The organism is Fictibacillus sp. BK138 (assembly GCF_004216955.1).
Taxonomy (GTDB): Bacteria; Bacillota; Bacilli; order Bacillales; family Fictibacillaceae; genus Fictibacillus.
The window spans coordinates 2,055,704-2,077,518 of record NZ_SGXL01000001.1; the positions used below are offsets into that span (position 1 = coordinate 2,055,704).

At 40.1% G+C, this 21,815-nt stretch carries 24 protein-coding genes and 1 riboswitch; of the genes, 2 read left to right on the top strand and 22 right to left on the bottom strand.

Translation table 11 applies throughout. The features are described 5' to 3' along the window. The first annotated feature begins 404 nt into the window (after nt 1-404). Complete coding sequence (locus EV282_RS10145; RefSeq protein WP_066289337.1) at nt 405-629, top strand: DUF1128 domain-containing protein; 225 nt, start codon at nt 405-407, stop codon at nt 627-629. Between the two features lie 47 nt (nt 630-676). On the opposite strand, the gene rnc is transcribed toward EV282_RS10145, so the two are convergent. The 11 genes from rnc to EV282_RS10200 form a co-directional block, all read right to left on the bottom strand. Continuing rightward, on the bottom strand, nt 677-1,393 hold the full coding sequence (gene rnc / locus EV282_RS10150) for a ribonuclease III (RefSeq protein ID WP_226535088.1): 717 nt from the start codon (nt 1,391-1,393) through the stop codon (nt 677-679). Nucleotides 1,394-1,568: 175 nt separating this feature from the next. Beyond that, entirely contained in the window at nt 1,569-1,802 is a 234-nt protein-coding gene (gene acpP / locus EV282_RS10155) for an acyl carrier protein (RefSeq protein WP_066289334.1), read from the bottom strand. Between the two features lie 316 nt (nt 1,803-2,118). Next, nucleotides 2,119-2,859 carry a 3-oxoacyl-[acyl-carrier-protein] reductase gene (gene fabG / locus EV282_RS10160; protein WP_130295714.1) on the bottom strand — a complete coding sequence of 247 codons (741 nt, stop codon included), beginning with the start codon at nt 2,857-2,859 and terminating at the stop codon, nt 2,119-2,121. After that, on the bottom strand, nt 2,852-3,802 hold the full coding sequence (fabD, locus tag EV282_RS10165) for an ACP S-malonyltransferase (protein WP_130295715.1): 951 nt from the start codon (nt 3,800-3,802) through the stop codon (nt 2,852-2,854). The genes fabG and fabD overlap by 8 nt, the downstream gene beginning before the upstream one ends. Before the next feature lie 3 nt (nt 3,803-3,805). Then, nucleotides 3,806-4,804 (bottom strand): phosphate acyltransferase PlsX, encoded by a 999-nt coding sequence (plsX, locus tag EV282_RS10170; RefSeq protein ID WP_130295716.1) that lies wholly within the window; start codon nt 4,802-4,804, stop codon nt 3,806-3,808. A gap of 6 nt (nt 4,805-4,810) precedes the next feature. Next, on the bottom strand, nt 4,811-5,383 hold the full coding sequence (gene fapR, locus EV282_RS10175) for a transcription factor FapR (protein ID WP_130295717.1): 573 nt from the start codon (nt 5,381-5,383) through the stop codon (nt 4,811-4,813). A gap of 178 nt (nt 5,384-5,561) precedes the next feature. Next, nucleotides 5,562-7,598 carry an ATP-dependent DNA helicase RecG gene (recG, locus tag EV282_RS10180; RefSeq protein WP_130295718.1) on the bottom strand — a complete coding sequence of 679 codons (2,037 nt, stop codon included), beginning with the start codon at nt 7,596-7,598 and terminating at the stop codon, nt 5,562-5,564. Nucleotides 7,599-7,600: 2 nt separating this feature from the next. Continuing rightward, a complete protein-coding gene (gene sdaAA, locus EV282_RS10185; protein ID WP_130295719.1) occupies nt 7,601-8,488 on the bottom strand; it encodes an L-serine ammonia-lyase, iron-sulfur-dependent, subunit alpha in 888 nt (295 codons plus the stop codon). 14 nt (nt 8,489-8,502) lie between these two features. Next, nucleotides 8,503-9,165, bottom strand: a complete 663-nt coding sequence (sdaAB, locus tag EV282_RS10190) for an L-serine ammonia-lyase, iron-sulfur-dependent subunit beta (RefSeq protein WP_130295720.1) — start codon at nt 9,163-9,165, stop codon at nt 8,503-8,505. Nucleotides 9,166-9,260: 95 nt separating this feature from the next. Then, nucleotides 9,261-10,934, bottom strand: coding sequence for a DAK2 domain-containing protein (locus EV282_RS10195; RefSeq protein ID WP_130295721.1), 1,674 nt, complete (start codon nt 10,932-10,934; stop codon nt 9,261-9,263). 15 nt (nt 10,935-10,949) lie between these two features. Next, nucleotides 10,950-11,312 (bottom strand): Asp23/Gls24 family envelope stress response protein, encoded by a 363-nt coding sequence (locus EV282_RS10200; RefSeq protein WP_066289314.1) that lies wholly within the window; start codon nt 11,310-11,312, stop codon nt 10,950-10,952. Nucleotides 11,313-11,546: 234 nt separating this feature from the next. Between EV282_RS10200 and rpmB the strand changes: the two genes are divergently transcribed. Beyond that, nucleotides 11,547-11,735, top strand: a complete 189-nt coding sequence (gene rpmB / locus EV282_RS10205; protein ID WP_066240673.1) for a 50S ribosomal protein L28 — start codon at nt 11,547-11,549, stop codon at nt 11,733-11,735. A 308-nt stretch (nt 11,736-12,043) separates the two neighbouring features. Here rpmB and spoVM read toward each other — a convergent pair whose 3' ends face one another. The 11 genes from spoVM to def all read right to left on the bottom strand — a co-directional run bounded on the left by spoVM (nt 12,044) and on the right by def (nt 21,808). Next, entirely contained in the window at nt 12,044-12,124 is an 81-nt protein-coding gene (gene spoVM / locus EV282_RS10210) for a stage V sporulation protein SpoVM (RefSeq protein ID WP_066240671.1), read from the bottom strand. A 107-nt stretch (nt 12,125-12,231) separates the two neighbouring features. Next, complete coding sequence (locus EV282_RS10215; protein WP_130295722.1) at nt 12,232-12,876, bottom strand: thiamine diphosphokinase; 645 nt, start codon at nt 12,874-12,876, stop codon at nt 12,232-12,234. Further along, nucleotides 12,873-13,442: an energy-coupled thiamine transporter ThiT gene (thiT, locus tag EV282_RS10220; protein ID WP_130295723.1), complete on the bottom strand. Its 570-nt coding sequence runs from the start codon at nt 13,440-13,442 to the stop codon at nt 12,873-12,875. The genes EV282_RS10215 and thiT overlap by 4 nt, the downstream gene beginning before the upstream one ends. Before the next feature lie 97 nt (nt 13,443-13,539). Beyond that, nucleotides 13,540-13,647: riboswitch (TPP riboswitch) on the bottom strand. A gap of 19 nt (nt 13,648-13,666) precedes the next feature. Further along, nucleotides 13,667-14,314 (bottom strand): ribulose-phosphate 3-epimerase, encoded by a 648-nt coding sequence (rpe, locus tag EV282_RS10225; RefSeq protein ID WP_130295724.1) that lies wholly within the window; start codon nt 14,312-14,314, stop codon nt 13,667-13,669. After that, nucleotides 14,315-15,205, bottom strand: coding sequence for a ribosome small subunit-dependent GTPase A (gene rsgA / locus EV282_RS10230; RefSeq protein ID WP_130295725.1), 891 nt, complete (start codon nt 15,203-15,205; stop codon nt 14,315-14,317). It abuts the gene before it with no gap. A 2-nt stretch (nt 15,206-15,207) separates the two neighbouring features. Then, nucleotides 15,208-17,181 carry a Stk1 family PASTA domain-containing Ser/Thr kinase gene (gene pknB / locus EV282_RS10235; protein ID WP_130295726.1) on the bottom strand — a complete coding sequence of 658 codons (1,974 nt, stop codon included), beginning with the start codon at nt 17,179-17,181 and terminating at the stop codon, nt 15,208-15,210. Beyond that, entirely contained in the window at nt 17,178-17,936 is a 759-nt protein-coding gene (locus EV282_RS10240; RefSeq protein ID WP_165389413.1) for a Stp1/IreP family PP2C-type Ser/Thr phosphatase, read from the bottom strand. The genes pknB and EV282_RS10240 overlap by 4 nt, the downstream gene beginning before the upstream one ends. Nucleotides 17,937-17,943: 7 nt before the next feature. After that, complete coding sequence (gene rlmN / locus EV282_RS10245; protein ID WP_130295728.1) at nt 17,944-19,029, bottom strand: 23S rRNA (adenine(2503)-C(2))-methyltransferase RlmN; 1,086 nt, start codon at nt 19,027-19,029, stop codon at nt 17,944-17,946. Continuing rightward, complete coding sequence (gene rsmB / locus EV282_RS10250) at nt 19,022-20,395, bottom strand: 16S rRNA (cytosine(967)-C(5))-methyltransferase RsmB (protein WP_130295729.1); 1,374 nt, start codon at nt 20,393-20,395, stop codon at nt 19,022-19,024. The genes rlmN and rsmB overlap by 8 nt, the downstream gene beginning before the upstream one ends. 3 nt (nt 20,396-20,398) lie before the next feature. Next, complete coding sequence (gene fmt, locus EV282_RS10255) at nt 20,399-21,328, bottom strand: methionyl-tRNA formyltransferase (RefSeq protein ID WP_130295730.1); 930 nt, start codon at nt 21,326-21,328, stop codon at nt 20,399-20,401. Nucleotides 21,329-21,334: 6 nt separating this feature from the next. Beyond that, nucleotides 21,335-21,808: a peptide deformylase gene (gene def / locus EV282_RS10260; protein WP_130295731.1), complete on the bottom strand. Its 474-nt coding sequence runs from the start codon at nt 21,806-21,808 to the stop codon at nt 21,335-21,337. Between the last annotated feature and the right edge of the window lie 7 nt (nt 21,809-21,815).

The window sequence follows — 21,815 nt, forward strand, 5'->3', positions numbered from 1 at the left end:
TCCGTGGGGCGTGCGGTGAGCACATTCGTCGCTTTGCGATATTGAATGGTCTCTCCTGTTCCGCTTCATGGAAGTATCCTTGCTCCTGCGTCTACAAGTAATTGCTGCGACGCGAGCTTCCTCGTCGCATGCCTATAAGAAGCCTATCATGTGGTAGGCACGCACCTTGCGCTCCAACCAACTTGTCAACGAGGAACTTTAAAAGAATGAATATCCAAACTACTCCTAATAAAACAACGCCTTAGATTATGTAAAAAAAATTCATTAACTGTTTTATTTTATCATAGATTTAGTCTCTCATAGTCACAAAGATTACAGTATGCTAAAATAGAGAAAGTTATTTGAACGGTCACAGACAGACAAATATTAGTTTTCACTAATTACATTGCTAAAGGAGCTTCACTATGGACTTAACGAATGAAAATCATGAGAACCTAGCTTTTATGATTGAGAGCTTAAAGAAAAAACTACAGCTGGTTAATGGCGGCTTGATCCAGCCTGAAGATTACGAGCTGAACAAATACGACGATATTAAAGAGCTATATGACATGGTGATGAAAATGCCTTCATTCAGCATCAGAGATATGGAAGGAATCGTCGAAGAACTTGCGTCTCTTAAAAAAAAATAATAGAAACCCCCTTATCTGGCATTCGCCAAGCATTAAGGGGGTTTTACTTATTGGTTCGCTTTTTTAGTAACTTTTTCAATTGCTTCTTGTGCAGCGTGCTGTTCAGCTTCTTTTTTGGATCTTCCATATCCGATGCCAAAAGCAGCATCATTCAGCCTAACCTCAGAAACAAATTCTCTGTTATGCGCAGGTCCTTTTTCCTGTACGATCTTATAATCGATATGACCCAACCCTTCACGCTGAACATATTCTTGCAGCTGGCTCTTAAAATCCATCACATGAGAAAAAGCACCTTCGTTTATCCGTGGTACAACATACTGATTTAAAAACTCTTTCACTTTGTCGAGTCCTTGATCAAGATACAGCGCTCCTATAAATGCCTCGAAAACATCCGCTAATAGAGCAGGCCGTGATCGTCCACCAGTGTTTTCTTCTCCTTTTCCCAATAGTACAAAGTCACCAAAGTGCAGGTCGTTCGCAAACAGCACCAATGATGGTTCACAAACGATAGCGGCTCTAAGTTTTGTGAGTTCACCTTCACTCATGTTTGTAAACTTGCTGTACAAGTATTGAGAAATTGTCAGTTCTAGAACAGCATCTCCTAGAAATTCCAGTCTTTCATTATCCTCGAATGTTCTTCCTCGATGCTCATTCACATATGATGAATGCGTAAAAGCTTGTGCTAGTAGTTTTACATTTTCAAATTGGATGTTTAAACGGTCTTGAAGAGGGGCTACTTTCTGGATGCGCAATTTGTCATCCATGCCCTTTTTGGAAGCCGATTTAAACCGGTTTTTAACTGTTTTCTTTTGAGTTGATTGATGTTTTGAACCTTTCATAAACTTCCTCCAAAAATCTCGTAAAAGGGCTATTTGCTGTTTTCTCCCTAAAAAGGGAAGAAAGCCCCGCATTTATTAACGGGACTTTATCCGTAAAACCTTATTGTTTGCTGTTTATGTAATCTACAACGTCACCAACAGTTGCAATTTTCTCAGCATCTTCATCAGAAATTTCTAATTCGAACTCATCCTCAAGTTCCATAACTAGTTCCACTACATCAAGAGAGTCTGCACCTAGATCCTCTTTAAAGGAAGCTTCAGGCTTAACCTCAGACGCGTCAACACCTAGACGGTCAACAACAATCTTTGAAACTCTTTCTAAAACGTCTGCCATTTTGTGTGTCACCTCCTTTCAATAGTATATGCTTTTTCCTCCAAAAAAACTAGAGGGATTCGTTCTAAAAATCAGGGGGTTTTGGGTAGACTTTGTTGCCCTTGAAAGTGGTTGATTTCCGTTCCAGGTGCTCGCTTTCCGGGGGGCGTGCGGTGAGCCCACTCGTCGCCTTGCGACATTGATTGGTCTCACCTGTCCCGCTGATCCCCCAGGAGTCTCACACCTTGCACTCCAATCAACTTTTCAATGAAGAGCAATAATCTTTTTTGAGACTATCCTTTTGTAAAAGCCTCTTAATTGTCAAGCTAACCCTGGATTACATCACCATTCCGCCGTCAACGTGAAGTGTCTGGCCAGTAATATACGAACTAGAATCACTTGCTAGAAATGCTGCAGCGGCTGCGATATCATCGGGCTGACCGAAGCGAGCCAATGGAATATTTCTTAACATATCTTCTTTAATACCTTCTTCGAGCTTGCCTGTCATATCTGTTTCAATGAAACCAGGAGCAATTGCGTTGACTGTAATTCCTCTTGAGGATAGCTCCTTCGCAGTCGTTTTTGTGAGCCCGATTACTCCTGCTTTAGCGGCTACATAGTTTGCTTGCCCTGCGTTTCCTGAAACACCAACGATCGAAGCAATATTTATAATGCGGCCGTTTCTTTGTTTCATCATCTGTCTTGTAACAGCTTTTGTTGTTAAGAATACGCCTTTTAAGTTTGTGTTTATGACCGCGTCCCAGTCTTCTTCCTTCATTCGCATTAAAAGGTTATCTCTCGTAATTCCCGCGTTGTTCACGAGTACATCAAGGCTTCCAAATTCATCTATGACAGACTTAACCATGTTCGTTACGTCTTCTGAACTTGAAATATCAGCCTTGATTGCAAAGGCTGTTCCTCCGTTTGCTTTAATTTCTTCAACTACCTCATTGGCTTTTGCTTCGTTTCCTGAATAGTTCACTGCTACTTTCGCTCCGTTTTTTGCAAAATATAGAGCGATCGCTCGTCCAATACCCCGTGAAGCACCCGTTATTAACACAGATTTATCTTTAAGCATCAACAGATTCTCCTTTCAGTTTTTCCAAAGCTTGCATCATTGAATCCATATCTCCAATTGCGAACACGTTAGCTCGGCGATTTACCTTTTTTACAATACCGCATAATACTTTACCAGGTCCGATCTCAATGAATGTATCTACGCCCGAATCCATTAATTCTCTAATCGTTTCCTCCCAGCGTACAGGAGAATATAGCTGTTCGATCAGCTTTGATTTAATTTCTTCTTTTGATGTAACAGGTTTCGCTGTAACGTTCGCGATTACAGGCGTTTTCGCATCATGGATTGTAATGTTCGATAAAATTTCTTCAAATTTTTCTGCAGCTGGTTTCATTAATGCAGAGTGAAAAGGACCGCTTACTTGTAATGGAATTACTTTTGCGCCTTCCTCTTTTGCTTTGCTCCCCGCTTCTTCAACACCTTTTACAGTGCCAGAAATAACAATTTGACCCGGACAGTTTAAATTAGCTACTTGTACACTGTCTCCGAACTCTGAAACTTCAGCGGTAATTGCCTCAAGGCGTTCTTGATCGAAACCGATGACCGCTGCCATTGTTCCAACACCAGCAGGAACAGCTTCTTCCATTAGGAGACCGCGGTGTCTAACTGCATAAACAGCATCTTCAAACGAGATACTGCCAGCTGCAACAAGTGCTGAATATTCCCCAAGACTATGACCTGCAGTGTAATCAGCTGAGATACCATGCTTTTTAAAAACTTCAAGTACAGCTGTTGATACAGTCAGTAATGCCGGCTGAGTATTCTCTGTTTTCTTTAAAAGACCTTCAGGACCTTCAAAAATGATCTTCGAAAGATCAAATTTCAAAACTTCATCCGCTTTATTAAAAATATCTTTTGCAAGCGTTTCTTGATCTGCTAATTGTTTTCCCATTCCTGCGAATTGAGATCCTTGTCCAGGAAAAAGAAAGGCGATTTTACCCATAAGTTATTCCTCCTTTTGGCTGTCAGGCTGAATATGGCTCAATATAGTGTTCACAACATTTTTGTCTACCATATCTTTAGTTTGTCTGATTGCATTCAACACAGCATTTGCATTGGATGAGCCGTGTGCTTTAATAACAGGTGCGGCTAATCCGAACAATCCTGCACCGCCATATTCTGTATAATCAAGTTTATCTTTAATTCCTTTAAGCTTTGGTTTTAATACACCTGCTGCAATTTTGCTCGTTAAACTAGAGGTGAGCGTCTCTTTGATCATCGAGAACATGCTCAACGCGGTACCTTCAATAGACTTTAATACAAGGTTACCGGCAAAACCATCACATACGACAACGTCTGCTGCGCCCATTAATAAATCTCTGGATTCAACGTTACCAACAAAATTAATGTTAGCGTCTTTCAGCAATGGAAAAGCAGCCTTTGTCAAAGCATTGCCTTTTTCACTTTCTGTTCCGACGTTAAGCAGTCCTACACGCGGGTTTTCAATTCCTCTAACTTCTTTACAGTAGACAGAACCCATCAGTGCATATTGTAATAGATGCTCTGGTTTTGCATCCATGTTCGCACCCACATCTAGAAATAAGAAACCTTTTCCGTCAAGTGTAGGAAGCGTTGGTGCCAACGCTGGGCGTTCGATTCCTTTAATCCTGCCTACATAAAAGAGACCGCTTGCCATCAGTGCTCCCGTATTACCCGCAGAAATATAAGCATCTGCATTTCCTGCCTTCACTTCGTTTGCTGCCAACACCATTGATGCATCTTTTTTTCGGCGTACAGCGCGAACAGGCTCCTCAGCTGTTTCAATCACTTCTGTTGTATGGATAATTTTAAATGAATGATCGCTCGGTAAATGTTCATTGATTTTATCTTGGTCACCAACTAAAGTAATCTTTAGTTCAGGATATTGTTCAACAGCCAGCAATGCACCTTTTACGATTTCTTTCGGTGCGTTGTCACCGCCCATTGCATCTATTGCGATAATCATGCTGATTTAACTTCCTTCCTTTGAATCTTGTTTTGATCTGAACATCGTAAACTCGCCGTTAAAAACAAGCTCTTTTTCTACATAGCTATTCACTTCAACAGTTGTCCGTTCTGAGCCTTTTTCTGTAACTTTCGCTTTGGCTACTATCCTTTCACCAACTTTTACAGTACGAGAAAAACGAATATTGGCACGGGCAGTTAAAGCGAGTTCATCATTAATAATAGCAACTGCTAGAGAGTTCGCCTGTGCAAAGACATGGTGTCCTCTCGCTATTTTGTTGCGTGAAAATACATGTTCTTCTTTTATATCCAGAATCGAGATCGCTGACTCATCTAATTGAAGGTCAATAATTTCACCGATTACTTCTTCCAGTGGCAATGCTTTAACATCGTCCAGCTTCGTTTCGGCTACAGTTTTAATCCTCTCCCGAAGCTCTGGTATAGAAAGTTCCAGACGGTCAAGACGTATTGTCTGGACACTTACACTGAATTTCTCTGCAAGTTCCTCATCAGTAATAAAAGGGGTCTGTTTTATCGTTTCCTTTAGCAGCTCTTGCCGCTCCCGTTTTGTTTTTTTCATAAATACTTTCCTTCTTCCGTTAAAAAGGTCCCATTTATGAGAAAGATATTCTCTCTGCAAATGAAGGGCGTTAGAAAAGCAGGCGCCGTTTGTAATGGCGTACCTGCTGTATGTTTTTTCTGCTATTAAGAGCTGGTACTAATAGTAGTATATAGTATCAGTACCCATCTTTCAAGAATTAATCGAGCCTTTCCTTATCAAGTACACCCTCATCGGTGAGTATCTCTCTAATTAATCCAAAAGTATCGTCAGTCCAGAATTCATCTGAATTAACAAGTTTAGCAGCATCATTCCTAGCTGTCTCTAAAATTCGATAATCATGCACTAAGTCCGCAACTTTAAATGCGGGCAGACCGCTTTGTTTATTGCCAAAGAAATCTCCTGGTCCGCGAAGTTCTAAGTCTTTTTCCGAGAGCTCAAATCCATTAGTCGTCTCAGTCATGATCCGCATGCGTTCTTGTCCTTCTTCTGTTTTCGGATCAGCGATAAGTACACAATATGATTGCTCACTACCGCGGCCGACCCTTCCTCGCAACTGATGAAGCTGTGATAATCCGAATCTTTCAGCATCATAAATTACCATGATCGTAGCGTTAGGTACATTAACACCTACTTCAACAACAGTTGTTGAAACGAGAATCTGGCACTGATTAGCAGCGAACTGTCTCATCACTTCATCTTTCTCAGAAGAATGAAGTCTTCCATGCATCAACCCAACATCATATTCATGAAAGTACTGGCTTAATTGCGCATGTACATCAATCGCGTTTTGAACATCTACTTTTTCTGATTCTTCAATAAGGGGACAAATAACGTATGCTTGTCGGCCATTAATAATCTCTTTTCTTATGAAATCAAGAACACGTTCTAACATTCCATGCTTTGCCCAATGGGTAATGATAGGTTTTCTTCCTGCTGGCATAACATCAATTGTAGAAACATCCATATCGCCGAACGCAGAAATAGCGAGTGTACGAGGGATAGGTGTAGCCGTCATAAAGAGTACATCCGGCTTTTCACCTTTTTCCCTAAGAACTCTACGCTGATTCACACCAAATCTATGCTGCTCATCTGTTATGACCAATCCGAGATTTTTAAAATCTACTTCATCTTGAATCAAAGCATGCGTACCTACCATGATCTGAATGTCACCTTCACTTAACAAGCTGAGTGTTTCTTTTCGGAGTTTTCCTTTAACTGAACTTGTTAACAAAGCGACGGTAATGCCAAATGGTTTAAAAAGCTCTTTTAGAGATTGAAAATGCTGTTCTGCAAGGATTTCAGTAGGTACCATCAGTGCACCCTGTCTGTTTGCAGTAACAGCAGCATATAGCGCAATAGCAGCAACTACGGTTTTTCCGGAACCAACATCCCCTTGCAGAAGTCTATTCATTCTGCTTGTATCAGAAAGGTCCTTTAAAATCTCTTCTACTACCCGCTGCTGTGCTTCTGTAAGCTGAAAAGGGAGCGACTGAATAAACAGATCAACTTTAGACCTGTCGTATAAAAGAGAAGCACCTTCAGATTGCTGTCTGTTCCACTTTCTGAATATCTGCATCTTAAACTGAAAAAATAGGAGCTCCTCGTAAGCGAGTCTTCTTCTCCCAGCCTTTAGGACTTGAAAGCTTTCAGGAAAATGCATCATTTTTAATGCCGCTTCTTTTTCCGGCAAACGATATGCTTCACGCAGTTTTTCAGGTATAGGGTCTGGAATCTGGCCGGAAAATTGTTTGAACGCTTGATAAATGAATTTCCGCATCGTTTTTCCATGCAAAGTACCCTTTACAGAATAGACAGGCTCTATTTTTCTGTCTTCGGAAAATGTACCAAAATGAACATCGCTTACTGTTAACGTCATTTTATTACGGTCCCATTTCCCTGTAATGGTTAAGGATTGCCCTAGGCTGATTTGACTTTTTAAAAATGGACGATTAAAGATTACAGCAGTAATTAAATACTTGCCGATCAGCATTCGAAAGGAGAGTCTTGATTTTTTCTTCGGAAAATAACGCAAAGAAGGCTCAGAATGAACCTTCCCTTCAATAGTAGCTTTTTCATCATGTGCGATCTCTGATAAATCTTTTTTCTGATAATCTTCGTAACGATAAGGCAGATACTCAATTAAGTCCTGGACATTAAAAATACCCATACTTGCTAATTCTTCTGCTTTTTTGTCACCGATTCCTTGAACGGCAGTAATTGATTCCGTAATCATAATTACTTCTCGTTTAGCGGGATGCCGAATATTTTTGCTTCAAGCTCTCTCCCAGTTGGAGTAGCAGCGAGACCACCTTGAGCGGTTTCACGGAGTGCAGAAGGCATTGACTGACCGATCTTATACATCGCATCAATAACTTCGTCACAAGGGATTCTGCTAACAATACCAGCTAAGGCCATGTCTGCTGCGACAATTGCATTGCTTGCTCCCATCGCATTTCTTTTTACACACGGAACTTCTACAAGACCTGCTACTGGATCACAAACTAGACCGAGCATGTTCTTCAAGGCGATCGCCATTGCTTCGGCTGCCTGTGAAGGTGTTCCGCCAGCTAATTCTACAATTGCTGCCGCCGCCATACCAGTTGCAGATCCAACCTCTGCTTGACAGCCACCTGCTGCTCCTGAGATAGATGCGTTGTTCGCTACAACAAACCCAAATGCTCCTGCTGTAAACAAATATTCAATCATCTGTTCCCTTGTAGGATTAAGCTTTCCTTTCAACGCAAATAAAGTACCTGGAACAACTCCTGCAGACCCGGCAGTTGGCGTCGCACAGATCGTTCCCATTGCGGCATTTACTTCATTAGTTGCCATTGCTTTACTTACTGCATCAAGCATCAGATCTCCGGAAAGGGATTTACCCGACTTAATGTATTCTTGCAAAAGCTTTCCATCTCCCCCAGTTAACCCAGAATGAGATCTAACGTCTTCTGTAATCCCTCGTAACACCGCCTCTTCCATAACCGTTAAATTCCGGTCCATGAACGAAGTTACTTCTTCTCTTGAACGGCCTGTTACATCCATCTCTTGTTCAATCATAATATCTGCAATTTTACATTTCTTTGATTCAGCTAATTCTATTAATTCAGCTACATTACGAAACATTCGTTCCTCACCTCTTAATCATGTATCTTTACGACTTGCTGGACGATAGGAAGAGAATTCAATTCATTGATGATCACTTCATCCGCATTCTGATCGATTTCAATCACCATTAATGCTTCTTTTCCTTTTTCCTTACGTGAAACTTCCATATGTCCTATGTTGATCTCATGCTTCGCTAATATGTTCGCAACACCTGCGATAGCTCCGTACTTATCATTATGGACGATAAGAAGTGCAGGATGGTTTCCTGAAAGTCTCAGACTGAATCCGTTCAATTCTGTGATCTCGATCTTTCCTCCACCAATTGATATTCCCACAACTTCAATCTGCCCATCCTTATCACCAATAATTACTCGTGCAGTATTAGGATGGTCCGTGACTGCATCTTCCTCAGTCATCGATACTTCAATACCTTCCTGCTTGGCTATTGTAAGCGCATCCACAATCCGGGTATCGAATGTGTCATAATCTAATATTCCACCAACTATAGCCACATCCGTTCCATGACCGCGGTATGTTTTTGCAAATGAACCATAAAAAGAAATCTTGGCAAACTCCGGCTTTCTGCCAAATAAATGTCTTGCTACTCTTCCAATTCTAGCAGCACCGGCTGTATGTGAACTTGATGGTCCAATCATGATGGGACCGATAATATCAAAAACACTTTTATATTTCATGACGATCTCCTTCGATTGCGTTTTTTCCCATTAAAATAAGTATTCCCTCTTAACTTTATCACACTTTAAGTTTAAGAGAGAATACTTTTAATTTTTTACTCAACTGAAAGGATAAATGAGTAGATCGGCTGTTTTCCGTCATGGATCTCAGCTTCAGCATCCGGGAATTTTTCTTCGATAAAATCAGCAAGTTCTTGTGCTTCATCTTCTGAAGAATCTTCACCATAAATGATGGTTACGATCTCTGAATCTTCATCCATCATTTTTTCTAAAAGCTCTTTCGTCACTTCTAGCTTATTGGTCTTTGAAGTGATGATCTTACCTTCTGAAATCCCCATAAAGTCACCTTTAGCTATCTCAACTCCATCAATTGATGTGTCTCTGACAGCGTAAGTTACTTGCCCGGATTTTACAGACGTAATGGCTTCATTCATTTTCTTTTCGTTTTCCTTCATATCTGCAGAAGGGTTGAACGCCAAGATAGAAGCGATACCTTGTGGAACAGTCTTCGTGCGGATAATGACAACTTCTTGATCAACAACGCTTGCAGCCTGTTCTGAAGCCATGATGATATTGCTGTTGTTAGGAAGAATGAATACTTTTTCTGCATTCACTTCAGAAATAGCCCGTACAATGTCTTCCGTACTTGGGTTCATCGTTTGTCCGCCTTGGATAACCGATGCTCCCATAGAAGAAAACATTTCTTCGATTCCTTCTCCCATTGCTACTGTGACAATTCCGTATTCTTTCTTTTTCTCAGCAGGCTGAGAATATGAAGGAATTACTTCATTTTCACTTTCTAAGATCGCCGAATGCTGTTCACGCATATTTTCAATCTTTATGTTGATCAAACTCCCATAACGATGAGCCAGAGTCAGCATGTTACCTGGCTGTTCTGTATGAATGTGTACTTTAACCACATCATCATCAGCAACAACGAGAAGAGAATCCCCATGCTCTGCAAGCTCATTTCGGAAGTTCGTTTCATCAAAAGGATTGTTTTTAATTTTGTTTTCTTCAAATTTAACCATGAACTCCGTGCAGTATCCAAAATGGATATCTTCCGTTTTCATGTGAATTTGAGCCTTGTGATGTTCAGCGTTGACAAGTTCACCCATGGAAGGAGCATTTACTGAAACTTTAGGAAGCTCTCTTCCTTCTAAAACAGCTAAAAAACCTTCATATACAGTGACAAGACCTTGTCCGCCTGAATCCACAACTCCTACTTCTTTTAAAACAGGAAGCAGATCAGGTGTGCGGTTTAAGGAAGCTTTCGATTCTTTAACGAGTTCCTTCATAATGAAAAGGATATCATCTGATTTTTTTGCTTCTTTAACTGCTTTTCTAGCAGCATCTTTTGCAACTGTTAAAATAGTACCTTCGACAGGCTTCATAACAGCTTTGTATGCAGTTTCTACACCCTTGTCAAACGCATTAGCAAACTCTGCAGCTGTAATGGTTTCTTTGCCTTCGATGGATTTAGAAAACCCTCTGAATAACTGAGATAGAATAACGCCTGAGTTCCCTCTTGCTCCCATTAAAAGCCCTTTAGCGAACGCGTTTGCTACAGCGCCTATCTGACTTGAAGTGTTTTTCTCCACTTCTTTTGCACCAGATGTAATCGTTAAGTTCATGTTTGTTCCCGTATCACCATCTGGTACAGGAAATACATTAAGTGCATCGACCATTGCTGCGTTTCTTGATAAGTTTGAAGCACCTTCGAGCACCATTTTTGCAAACTTTTTTCCGTCTAATACTTTTAAAGACACAAAACTTCCTCCTAACTAAGGGGTTGTCACCCTGACACCCTGAACATAGATATTGACTGAGTCAACCGCCAATCCAAGCATTTGATCCAGGGTATATTTCACTTTGTTCTGAACATTATGAGCCACTTCAGAAATCTTTGTTCCGTAGCTTACAATGATATACATATCAATATGTACTTCATCTTCCTCTTGTCGGACAACGATCCCTCGGGAGAAATTTTCACGTCCTAAAAGTTCAGTTAATCCATCCTTTAATTGCTTTCTTGATGCCATGCCAACAATTCCGTAACAATCAATTGCTGCACCGCCAGCGATAGTAGCAATCACTTCATTAGAAATATCAATTTGACCATAGGTTGTTTTCATTTCAATGGACATGCTTACATCCCCCTTTAAATTGTTAAATGGCTAACAAATATTTTACTATACATTAGGTTTTTTTGAAAGGACTACTACATTTCACACTATGTAAAAAGTATTGTCAAGGAAATTTACTTGAAAACCATAATGAATATGTTGCAATGCTCAGAGAGTCATGCTAATATTATTTAGTATTTAACATACGATTGAATTGATGCAAAGCTTTTTTGCTGTAAAGGAGGTTCACCTACTATGGCTCGTAAATGTTTTATTACTGGAAAAGGACCTAAAACTGGTAACAAGCGTTCTCACGCAATGAACAAATCAAAGAAAAGCTGGGGAGCTAATGTCCAAAAGGTTCGCATTCTTGTGGACGGAAAGCCTAAGCGCGTATACGTATCTGCTCGTGCACTTAAATCAGGTAAAGTAGAACGCGTTTAATAAAAGAACGGCAGCAGAAGCTGCTGTTTTTTTTATTTTTAAATAAATATGGTGAGGCCGTACACTTTGTAGTGCAGCTTTTTTGAAATTAATAACACATCGTGCGTGAAACTAAACAAGTAATGCGTGATCGGAAAGAGATTCTGCGTGAAAATTAATAGTTTCTGCGTGGAACAAAGAGCTTTTTGCGTGAAAACGCTGTGTTTATGCGCGAACTTGTAATATATTTAAGAACACGTACCGTAAAACATCAACTCCAGAAATCTTTATAAAAACAAAAAAAGCGCACAGGGCGCTTTTTTTGTTTGTTATCCTTTTTTAAAAGAACCTAAGATGGCACGTACGAATCCCCCTAAAAATCTAGGAAGTTTAATGGTATAAAATTTCATCTTACCCCTCCTCCAGGCCCATAAAAAATGATAAGAGCAAAAACCTACCATACAATATTCCCCGTCTTATAAAAAGGTGTCTCGGGGCCTGTTTTCCATGATTTTAATTAATCATGGCTCTTTACCATCAATATTATGCCAGAGTCGAAAGAATAAGTACCACTTTTATTTACAAGCTCATTTGATATACAGAGCGAAGAGCCCATCATCAAGGAAGCCTTTTCTAAAGGATATTTAAAACCAGTTAGTGTAATACCTTTTACTTCTCCTTGAAATGCTAAGAAAGAAATATAAGAGTATGGTTCCTCTTTTTCAATCGTATACGTTCCAGGTGGTTTGATTGATATTTCATTTTTTTTATCTATTACCTTCACTTCAGTATTGCTAGAAATCGTTCTATAGAGAAGCTGGATGTTCATCATCTCATGATCCAGCCTCCCTCCAGTTGCACCGAATAAAAGTATTTCTTCTGGATTTTGATCCATTGCCCATTGTAGGGCTAATTCCATATCAGTTTCGTCTTTTTCCGTCTGATATTGATTAATGATAATATCCGATTTTAGAATAATCTCTTTTTCCGCAACAGAAATCGAATCAAAATCACCAAATGCATATTCAGGCATTATTCCTTTCTCCAAAAGGAAGAATGTCCCTCTGTCAACGCCAATCCACAGATCTCCTGTTGAGGTTTTATCATTTTCAATTTCTGGAATCAGGTGGTCTGGACCACCGGCAACTATTCTAATTTTCATGCTGCCTGATGGTATCCCTTTCTTGCTGCATGCAATAGTCTAGGAGAAGTATTCGTTAATACGATTACTACCAGTGATGTAATTGCAAAAATAACGATCATGAACGATCCGTTATAAAAAATAGAATAAAGCCATACATTCATCTCTTCCGCAAATTCACTAAAGAAGATTACTCCTGATAATACATGTGATGCAAGCCTCAAGACGCACCCAACAAAGATACCTGTCACCATCAATACCGTTCGTTTTGATTTATTTTGGGTAATGGAAGGTGCAAATGCTCCTGCCACACCAGCTAGCGCAAATGCAAGCGGGTAATCTAAAATGAGCTGAGCAGGGTGAACAATATATGGGTTTACAAGCAACTGCAGCAACCCTACCGCTAATCCTGTAAAAATCCCCGCTTTTAATCCTCTTCTGAATGCCATCAGAAAAATCGGCACCATTTCTAAAGAAACAGAACCCCCTTGCGGCCATACACCATTGAATTTAATAAGTCCTAAAATCAATGAAAGTGCAGACATAATAGCAATCTCAGTTAATAATGAAACATTGTTGTTTTTCATGTTTTATCCTCCTCTTACCTATGATTTGAAGAAAATAAAAAAAGCAACCGGCATGTGAGCGCGGTTGCTTTATGATTCATATCATCTGAATGCAAAAAGTCATACGACTCCACATCCCTACGCAGGCATTATCCAGCTTCAGGTTCAAAGGGTCGGGAGAACACTCCCCTCTCAGCCCATTATTAGGACTCCCCCTGTGGTTACTTATTTTATTAACACCTTAATTATACACCACGAATGGCGTTTATTGCATCTTTTAAATCTTTTTTCCCATATATGGCAGAACCGGCTACTAAAACATTCGCACCTGCTTCAATGCATAAAGGGGCAGTTTCAGCATTCACACCGCCATCTACCTCAATTTCTACGTTCAACTCATGAGTCTTTACTAGATCAGAAACCTCTTTGATTTTTGGAACAACATTCTGGATAAATGACTGTCCGCCAAATCCAGGGTTAACTGTCATAAGCAATACCATATCGATATCATGAATGATGTGCTTTATTGAATCAACTGGAGTAGCTGGGTTTAATACAACGCCTGCTTTAACACCTTTAGCTTTAATCAGTTGTATCGTTCTGTGAAGGTGAGTTGCCGCTTCAACATGAACGGTTATGATATCTGCACCTGCATCTGCAAATTCCTCAATATATGAATCCGGATTCTCAATCATTAAATGTACGTCCAGCGGCAGTTCAGTCAATGGGCGTATTGCTTTAAGAACGAGAGGGCCCATCGTAATATTTGGTACAAAATGTCCGTCCATAACATCAACATGGATGTAATCGGCACCGGCCATCTCAACCGCTTTTATTTCCTCGCCTAACTTTGAAAAGTCAGCTGATAAAATGGAAGGAGCTATTTTAACCATTTAGTACCTCCGTTTTTGATCTTTTATTTCCTGTAAAAAGCTCACATAATGATCGTATCGAAACTGCGGTATTGCGCCTTCTTCGACACCTTGTTTGACAGCACATTTAGGTTCTGAAGTATGAGAACACCCGCGGAACTTACAATTACCGCGTCTCTCATTCATCTCTGGAAAATACATAGATAAATCTTCAGCTTCAATGTTCATGAAATCCAAAGAACTGAAACCAGGTGTATCAGCGACAAGGCCATTTCCAAACAAGATGAGCTCAACATGGCGAGTTGTATGTTTACCGCGACCTAAATGGCTCGATATCTCATTTGTTTCAAGCATGAGCTCTGGATTAATGGCATTTAATAACGATGATTTTCCTACACCGGATTGCCCCGCAAATACCGTCACTTTATCTTTAAACAGCGGGTAGAACATCTCGAGACTGTCGTCTGTTTTAGTTGAAGTCGGAAACACATCGTAGCCCAATTTTTTATATGTTTCAATATAATTGTTTATCTCGTCCAGGTCATCAGTACCATGGACGAGATCCATCTTCGAAATACAGATTATAGGCAATATATCATTTGCCTCTATATGAACTAAAAAGCGGTCTAAGAGAAGCGTGCTAAAATCAGGTTCGGTTGCCGAAAAAACGAGAATGGCCTGGTCTACGTTTGCGATGGGCGGGCGGACTAATTCATTTTTTCTTTCTTTCACATCAAGAATATAGCCATCCGTTACATTGCTGGATTCATATTCTACCCAGTCTCCGACAAGCGGGGTCACTTTCTTCTTTCGAAAGTTCCCCCTTCCCCTGCATTGGAAAACTTCAGTCTTGCCCGTTTCCTTTACGTAATAAAAACCAGCCAGCGCTTTAACGATTCTTCCTTCAGGCATGCTTAATCACCATCGTCCCCTTCCTTAATATCATCATAATTTATTGTTTCTTTTTTTGTTTCTTTATCATTGATATAAACAACGTAAGAAGCGGTGCCGCCTTCAGCAATAGTTAGTGGAAGTGAGTATTCCTTTGATTCTGTTATTTCTTCTTCCACGAAAACTTCATTTGCTGCATTTTTGTCTGAATAAACAATCCTTACACGTACAGGCTCATTTTTATCTTTTTTGCCTAGCTTAACATTGATCTTTTCTGTGGTGGTTCGGTCTCCTGCAGTTTCATCAGATTCAGCTGGCTCTTCTTCTTTATTTGGATCAGGGCCATCGGATAGAACTACAGTAATCGTTGCTCCCTTTTCAACTTGTGTAAAAGGAGCTGGGTCTTGAGAAATAACTTTTCCTTTTTCTACTCTATCCGAATACTCAGATGTAAATTCAGCTATCAATCCCTCATTATCTGCAAATGTTTCAACATCTTGCTGTGTTAATCCGATTAAATTTAAAATCTGAACGGTTGGTGTACCTGAGCTGACTGTTAAAGTAACCGTAGTCTCAGCTGGCGTTACCTTCTCATCTCTATCAGGACTTTGAGTAAGTACCGTCCCTTCTGGCTCGGAATCGGATTCCTCATAATTAATTTTAATATCTGTAAAACCTTTATCTTTTAAAAGTGCTTGTGCAGATTCGATGTTGTAGCCTTCTACATCAGGCATATCTTCCTTTTCCGCACCTTTTGAAACATGAAGTGTAATAACTGCATGTTCTTTTACAACCGTTCCACCAGAAGGATTCTGCCGGATTACATGGCCGTCTTCAACTTCAGGATCAAAAATTTCTTCGCGCTTTACATCGAGATTTTTTGCTTTTAATTGATCAAATGCATCCTCATAATCGGCTCCAACTACATCTGGAACATTGACTTCTTGTACAGAAAATACAGATGACCAAATGGTAAATGCAGCGACTGCAGCTCCCCCTAATAATAGGAAGGTAATAAGAAGAATCAACCACCATTTCTTTTTCTTCTTCTTTTCAGGGGCTTTCTCTTCTTCTTTCTTAACAGGTTTTTCTTCTACGGATGGCGGAACAACGGGTGGGATAAACTTGGTTTTCTCATCCTCATCGCTGTCTTCATTCCATTTTTGCTCATACATACGTTCTGGCAAAAGTGCAGAGTTCATGTCATTTAATAGCTCTTGGGCACTGTCATACCTTTTAAGAGGATTTTTTGCCAGTGATTTTAAGATTATGTTCTCAACACTTTGAGGAATTTCAGGATTTAACCTGCGAGGCTCTATCACATTTTCCTGCAGGTGTTTTAAAGCAACTGAAACGGGCGATTCTCCAACAAATGGCACTCTGCCCGTAACCATCTCATATAAAACAGCACCAAACGAATAAATATCCGATTTGGCATTGGCAATTCCTCCGCGAGCTTGTTCAGGAGAAAAATAATGAACAGATCCTAATATTGAATTAGTATGTGTAATGGTTGCTGAAGTAATAGCCAGCGCAATCCCAAAATCGGTAAGTTTCGCTGTTCCATTTTCAGTAATTAATATATTGTGAGGTTTAATATCACGGTGAATAATACCATGATCATGGGCAACTGCCATACCCGAAACAATTTGCTTCATAATGTGCAGGGACTCTTCTACAGAAATTTTTCCATGTTCTTTTATGTATTGTTTAAGTGTCTTCCCTTGCACGTATTCCATAACTATAAAATAAATTTCTTCGTCTTCTCCGACATCATAGATACTCACAATGTTCGGATGGTCCAGACTTGTAGCGGATTCTGCTTCCCTTTTAAAACGTCTTATAAAATCTTCATCCTTATTAAACTCTGAACGAAGAACTTTTACAGCAACATCCCGATCGAGTATTAGATCTTTTGCTCGATAAACGATGGCCATTCCGCCGTCACCAATTACTTCTAAAAGTTTGTAGCGGCCACTGACTCTTTTTCCAATCATGCTTTTGCTTCCCCTTTTGTTTCTGTGTCAGAACTATTTTGAATAAGGATAGCAGTTATGTTATCTTCTCCACCCGCATCTTTTGCCCAGGTTATTAACTTTTCAACCTTATCGGCAACGGTTTCCATTGAGTGATCCAATGCTTCTTTAATTTTTTTAAATGGCACTTTGTCCGATAATCCATCTGAACAAAGCAAAAGATAATCACCCGAGTTCCAAGTGATCACATTTAATTCTGCCTCAACGGTTTCATCGGTTCCAACAGCTTTCATAATCATGTTTCGTCTTGGGTGAATTTCAGCTTCATCTTCTGTGATCTGACCTGATTTTACAAGCTCCTGAACGAGAGAATGGTCATCCGTTACTCTTTTTAATTCCCCTTTTGAATACAAATAACATCTGCTGTCACCAATATGAGCAACAGTAATCTCGTTCTTCGTTCCCAAAGCAGCAACTATCGTTGTACCCATCCCTCTAGTCTCAGGGTTAACTTGTGAAAATTGGAATATGTGTTTATTTGTATCGCTCAGTACCTGTTGAATCCAATCTTTTATATTCCCTACGTTTTCTTCAAAATGAACCCAAGCTTCTTTAATCACTTTAAGGGCTTCCTGACTTGCGATATCCCCCGCTTTATGACCGCCCATACCATCAGCAATAACTGCAAGAAAGTGTTCACCTTTTGTGAACACTTCCCCGCTGTCTTCATTATGCTTCCTTACCATTCCAACATCCGTTTGAAAGGCAATTTGCATATCCCCGTCACCTCGTCTCTTCTTTACGTTCCTTCGCACGCAGCTGACCGCATGCTGCGTCAATATCATGTCCTTGTTCTCTTCTGATGGTGGCATTAATGCCTCTTGAGGTTAACGTCTCTAAGAACTTAAATATTTGTGTTTTCGGTGTTCTTACATAATCTCTTTCTGGTACATAGTTAACGGGTATCAAGTTAACATGGCACTTGATATCTTTAATAAGATCGGCAAGCTCATTTGCATGTTCCACTGTATCGTTAACTTTTCCGAATAATCCATACTCAAAGGTTACGCGTCTGCCGGTCTTCTTAATGTAATAACGAATGGAATCCATTAATTCATTTAAAGGATACATTCTGTTTACTGGCATTAAGCGGCTTCTTGTTTCTGTGTTCGGCGCATGAAGAGAAATTGCAAAATTAATCTGCATTCCTTCATCAGCAAATTTATAAATGTAAGGGACCACACCGCTTGTTGAGATCGTGATATGGCGTGCACCGATATTTAACCCTAGATCATGGTTGATAATCTTTAAGAATGACATAAGTCCTTCATAGTTATCAAACGGTTCACCAATTCCCATGACAACTACAGAACTTACTCTTTCTTCTGTTTCATCTAATGCTCTTTGAACCTGAAGAACCTGGGCAACAATTTCACCAGCCTGCAGATTGCGCTTCAATCCACCCAAAGTAGACGCACAGAAAGTACAGCCAAGTCGGCACCCAACTTGTGTAGTTACACAAATACTGTTTCCATACTCATGTCTCATAAGTACAGTCTCGATTGAATAGCCATCTTGCAGTTCAAATAAGAATTTGATCGTTCCATCAGCTGATTCTTGGCGGACTACTTCTTTTAATGGTTTGATATAAAAATCTTTTTCCAGCTTCTCCCGTAAACCTATTGGGAGGTTTGTCATCTCCTCAAAAGAAGACACACGTTTTTTATACAGCCATTCAAAGATCTGTTTGCCTCTGAATTTAGGCTCTCTAATATCCGTCAGCCAAGCTTCAAGTTCATGAAGCTCCAATGAGAATATAGAAGGTTTAATATTAGGCTTTGTCTGTTTATCTGTTAATGGTTTAAGCATGTTTCTCACCACCTGTTGTCTTTTTTCTGAAAGCCGCAATGTAAAAGCCGTCACTATTAAAATAATGAGGCATAATTTGCAGATCTGATCGTCCCTCTATTATAAAGGTTTTCACGTTTTCTGGCATCTTTTCGGAAAAATCCAGATCCCATTCAAATTCAGAATGGGTTTCTAAGAACCATTCTGCTATTTCACTGTTTTCTTCCTGATCTACAGTACAAGTGCTGTAGACAAGCAAACCTCCTGCCTTTACCATTTGAGAGGCAGATCCCAGTATATCCTTTTGAATAGAAGCCAGCTTTAGCACATCTTCCTCTGCTTTAGACCATTTAAGATCCGGTTTTTTTCTGATGACGCCAAAGCCGCTGCATGGGGCATCAACTAAAACTCTGTCAAATGATGCAGCATCAAATCTTTCTCCAGCTTTTCTAGCATCTAAAACTGAAGCTTCGATATTCTTAAGTCCCAGTCTTTCTGCTTGTTTATTGATTAATTTGATCTTATGGGCATGAAGGTCCAGAGAAACAACTTTCCCATTTCCATTCATCATTTCAGCCATATGAGTTGATTTGCCGCCTGGTGCAGCACATGCGTCGAGAATGCTTTCCCCAGGTAAAGGAGCGACAGCTCTTGCAACAAGCATAGAGCTTTCATCCTGAATCGTAACTAAGCCTTTATCATATGCTTCTGTTCCAGGAAGATAGCCGTCTTTTATTATGATACCCTCAGGAGACAATTCTCCTTCTTCTGCAGAAACTCCTTCTTGCTCCAGCTGCTTAAGAACTTCGTCTCTTGTTGCCAGCATCGTATTAACCCTCGCTGTAACTGGAGAAGGCATTAGGTTTGATTCTGCCATTTTTTCGGCATCTTCATTTCCGAACTGAGAGCTCCATCGTTCAAAAAGCCACTGTGGCATGCTATATGTTAATGCCGCTTTTTCGGAGCCTGCCCCTGCTTTTTGGTCCATCTCAGCTGTTCCTTCACGCTGAAGTTTGCGAAGAATACCGTTTACAAGACCAGCTAGTCCTTGATGTCCTCTTTGCTTAGCAATTTCAACCGCTTCATGAATGATTGCATGATCAGGAACACGGTCCATGTAAAGCATCTGAAAAATAGACAATCTGAGTAATGATAGAACCCAGCGGTCTTTTTTCTTTATGGGTTTATTCAGCAGTTGATCTAAATAAAAATCGATCGTGTTTTTACGCTGAATCGTACCATAAACGATGCTCGTTAAAAGACCTTTATCAATATCTTTTACATTTGCATTTTGAAGTGCCTGATTCAGCTGTAAATTTGAGTAAGCCTGATTTTGTTCTATTTTAATTAAAACGTCCAGGGCGATTGCCCGTATGTTGTTTTCCAAATTTTATTCACCTAATTTCAAGCCTTGTGGTACGCTTGCTCCTTTAAGATAATCACTTGCAAGCATTCTCTTTTTCCCAGAAAGCTGCAAGTCGGTAATAATAATACTGGTTTGATCTCCTGTGGCAATTTGAAGTCCATCTTCAAGTATGCCGATCACAGAACCTGGTTCTGCGGATGCACTCGTTTCTTGCTTTTCTGCCCACCAAACTTTAAGCGGCTGTCCGTTTAGTAACGTATAAGCAACCGGCCACGGATGAAGACCGCGAACATGGTTATAGATTTCTTTACCTGAGCGTGTCCAATCAATCTTTTCTTGATCTCTTGTTATGTTCCAGGCAAAAGTTACTTCTTCTTCCTTTTGAGGAACAGGAGTAATATTACCTTCAATAAGCATAGGAATGGTTTCTGATAACAATTTAGCACCCGCTGCACTTAATTTGTCATGCATTGAGCCAACATGGTCACTTTCTTCGATCGGTACTTCAACTTGGGTAAGTATATCACCTGCGTCTAATTTTTCAACCATATACATAATCGTAATGCCGGTTTTATCATTTCCGTCAATTATGCTTTTATGGATCGGCGCTCCGCCTCTGTATTTTGGAAGCAATGAGGCATGGACATTGATGCAGCCATATTGAGGTGTTTCCAAAATTGCATTAGGAAGAATCTGCCCGTAAGCAGCAGTCACGATCAGATCAGGTTCCAAAGCAAGAATCTCTTCATAGCTTTCACGCAGCTTTGCGGGTTGATACACGGTAATGCCATGTTTGATCGCTTCTTCCTTAACAGGTGTCTGCTTAATTTCTTTTTTTCTTCCTACTGGCTTGTCCGGCTGTGTAACAACTCCAATAACGTCATAGCCATCTTCTACTAGCTGACGAAGTACGGGTACGGAAAAGTCAGGTGTTCCCATAAATAATATCTTCATGTTTTCCTATCTCTCCATTTCCTCGTTTTCATAATAAGCGATCACTTTAGATGTAAACAAAATACCATGCAGATGATCGATCTCATGGAGAAGTGCCCTAGCGAGAAATTCGTTTGCTTTTATAGTAAATTCTTTTCCATTTACATCTTGTGCTTTTACTGTTACATCATTAGGACGTTCAACCTCCCCGAAAAGTCCCGGAAAGCTCAAACAGCCTTCTGGCCCCGTCTGGCTTCCAGATGATGCTGTTACTACCGGATTGATCAACACGATCTGTCCCTTTTCATCATCAACATCTACAACCGCAATCTGTTTAGCAATCCCGATTTGAGGCGCTGCAAGACCTACACCTTCTGCTTCGTACATCGTATCGAACATATCGTTTATCAGTTTTTTTAATTTTTTATCAAACACTGTTACCAGTTCACATTCTGTTTCTAAAACTGGATCTGGGTGTTCTACAATCTTTAGAATCGTCATCGTTATC

Excerpts from the sequence above, each read along its gene's own strand:
- EV282_RS10145 (WP_066289337.1), top strand. The coding sequence starts at position 405 with ATGGACTTAACGAATGAAAATCATGAGAACCTAGCTTTTATGATTGAG.
- rnc (WP_226535088.1), bottom strand. The coding sequence starts at position 1,393 with ATGGATGACAAATTGCGCATCCAGAAAGTAGCCCCTCTTCAAGACCGT.
- acpP (WP_066289334.1), bottom strand. The coding sequence starts at position 1,802 with ATGGCAGACGTTTTAGAAAGAGTTTCAAAGATTGTTGTTGACCGTCTA.
- fabG (WP_130295714.1), bottom strand. The coding sequence starts at position 2,859 with ATGCTTAAAGATAAATCTGTGTTAATAACGGGTGCTTCACGGGGTATT.
- fabD (WP_130295715.1), bottom strand. The coding sequence starts at position 3,802 with ATGGGTAAAATCGCCTTTCTTTTTCCTGGACAAGGATCTCAATTCGCA.
- plsX (WP_130295716.1), bottom strand. The coding sequence starts at position 4,804 with ATGATTATCGCAATAGATGCAATGGGCGGTGACAACGCACCGAAAGAA.
- fapR (WP_130295717.1), bottom strand. The coding sequence starts at position 5,383 with ATGAAAAAAACAAAACGGGAGCGGCAAGAGCTGCTAAAGGAAACGATA.
- recG (WP_130295718.1), bottom strand. The coding sequence starts at position 7,598 with ATGATTACGGAATCAATTACTGCCGTTCAAGGAATCGGTGACAAAAAA.
- sdaAA (WP_130295719.1), bottom strand. The coding sequence starts at position 8,488 with ATGTTTCGTAATGTAGCTGAATTAATAGAATTAGCTGAATCAAAGAAA.
- sdaAB (WP_130295720.1), bottom strand. The coding sequence starts at position 9,165 with ATGAAATATAAAAGTGTTTTTGATATTATCGGTCCCATCATGATTGGA.
- EV282_RS10200 (WP_066289314.1), bottom strand. The coding sequence starts at position 11,312 with ATGTCCATTGAAATGAAAACAACCTATGGTCAAATTGATATTTCTAAT.
- rpmB (WP_066240673.1), top strand. The coding sequence starts at position 11,547 with ATGGCTCGTAAATGTTTTATTACTGGAAAAGGACCTAAAACTGGTAAC.
- spoVM (WP_066240671.1), bottom strand. The coding sequence starts at position 12,124 with ATGAAATTTTATACCATTAAACTTCCTAGATTTTTAGGGGGATTCGTA.
- EV282_RS10215 (WP_130295722.1), bottom strand. The coding sequence starts at position 12,876 with ATGAAAATTAGAATAGTTGCCGGTGGTCCAGACCACCTGATTCCAGAA.
- thiT (WP_130295723.1), bottom strand. The coding sequence starts at position 13,442 with ATGAAAAACAACAATGTTTCATTATTAACTGAGATTGCTATTATGTCT.
- rpe (WP_130295724.1), bottom strand. The coding sequence starts at position 14,314 with ATGGTTAAAATAGCTCCTTCCATTTTATCAGCTGACTTTTCAAAGTTA.
- rsgA (WP_130295725.1), bottom strand. The coding sequence starts at position 15,205 with ATGCCTGAAGGAAGAATCGTTAAAGCGCTGGCTGGTTTTTATTACGTA.
- pknB (WP_130295726.1), bottom strand. The coding sequence starts at position 17,181 with ATGATTGGAAAAAGAGTCAGTGGCCGCTACAAACTTTTAGAAGTAATT.
- EV282_RS10240 (WP_165389413.1), bottom strand. The coding sequence starts at position 17,936 with ATGCAAATTGCCTTTCAAACGGATGTTGGAATGGTAAGGAAGCATAAT.
- rlmN (WP_130295728.1), bottom strand. The coding sequence starts at position 19,029 with ATGCTTAAACCATTAACAGATAAACAGACAAAGCCTAATATTAAACCT.
- fmt (WP_130295730.1), bottom strand. The coding sequence starts at position 21,328 with ATGAAGATATTATTTATGGGAACACCTGACTTTTCCGTACCCGTACTT.
- def (WP_130295731.1), bottom strand. The coding sequence starts at position 21,808 with ATGACGATTCTAAAGATTGTAGAACACCCAGATCCAGTTTTAGAAACA.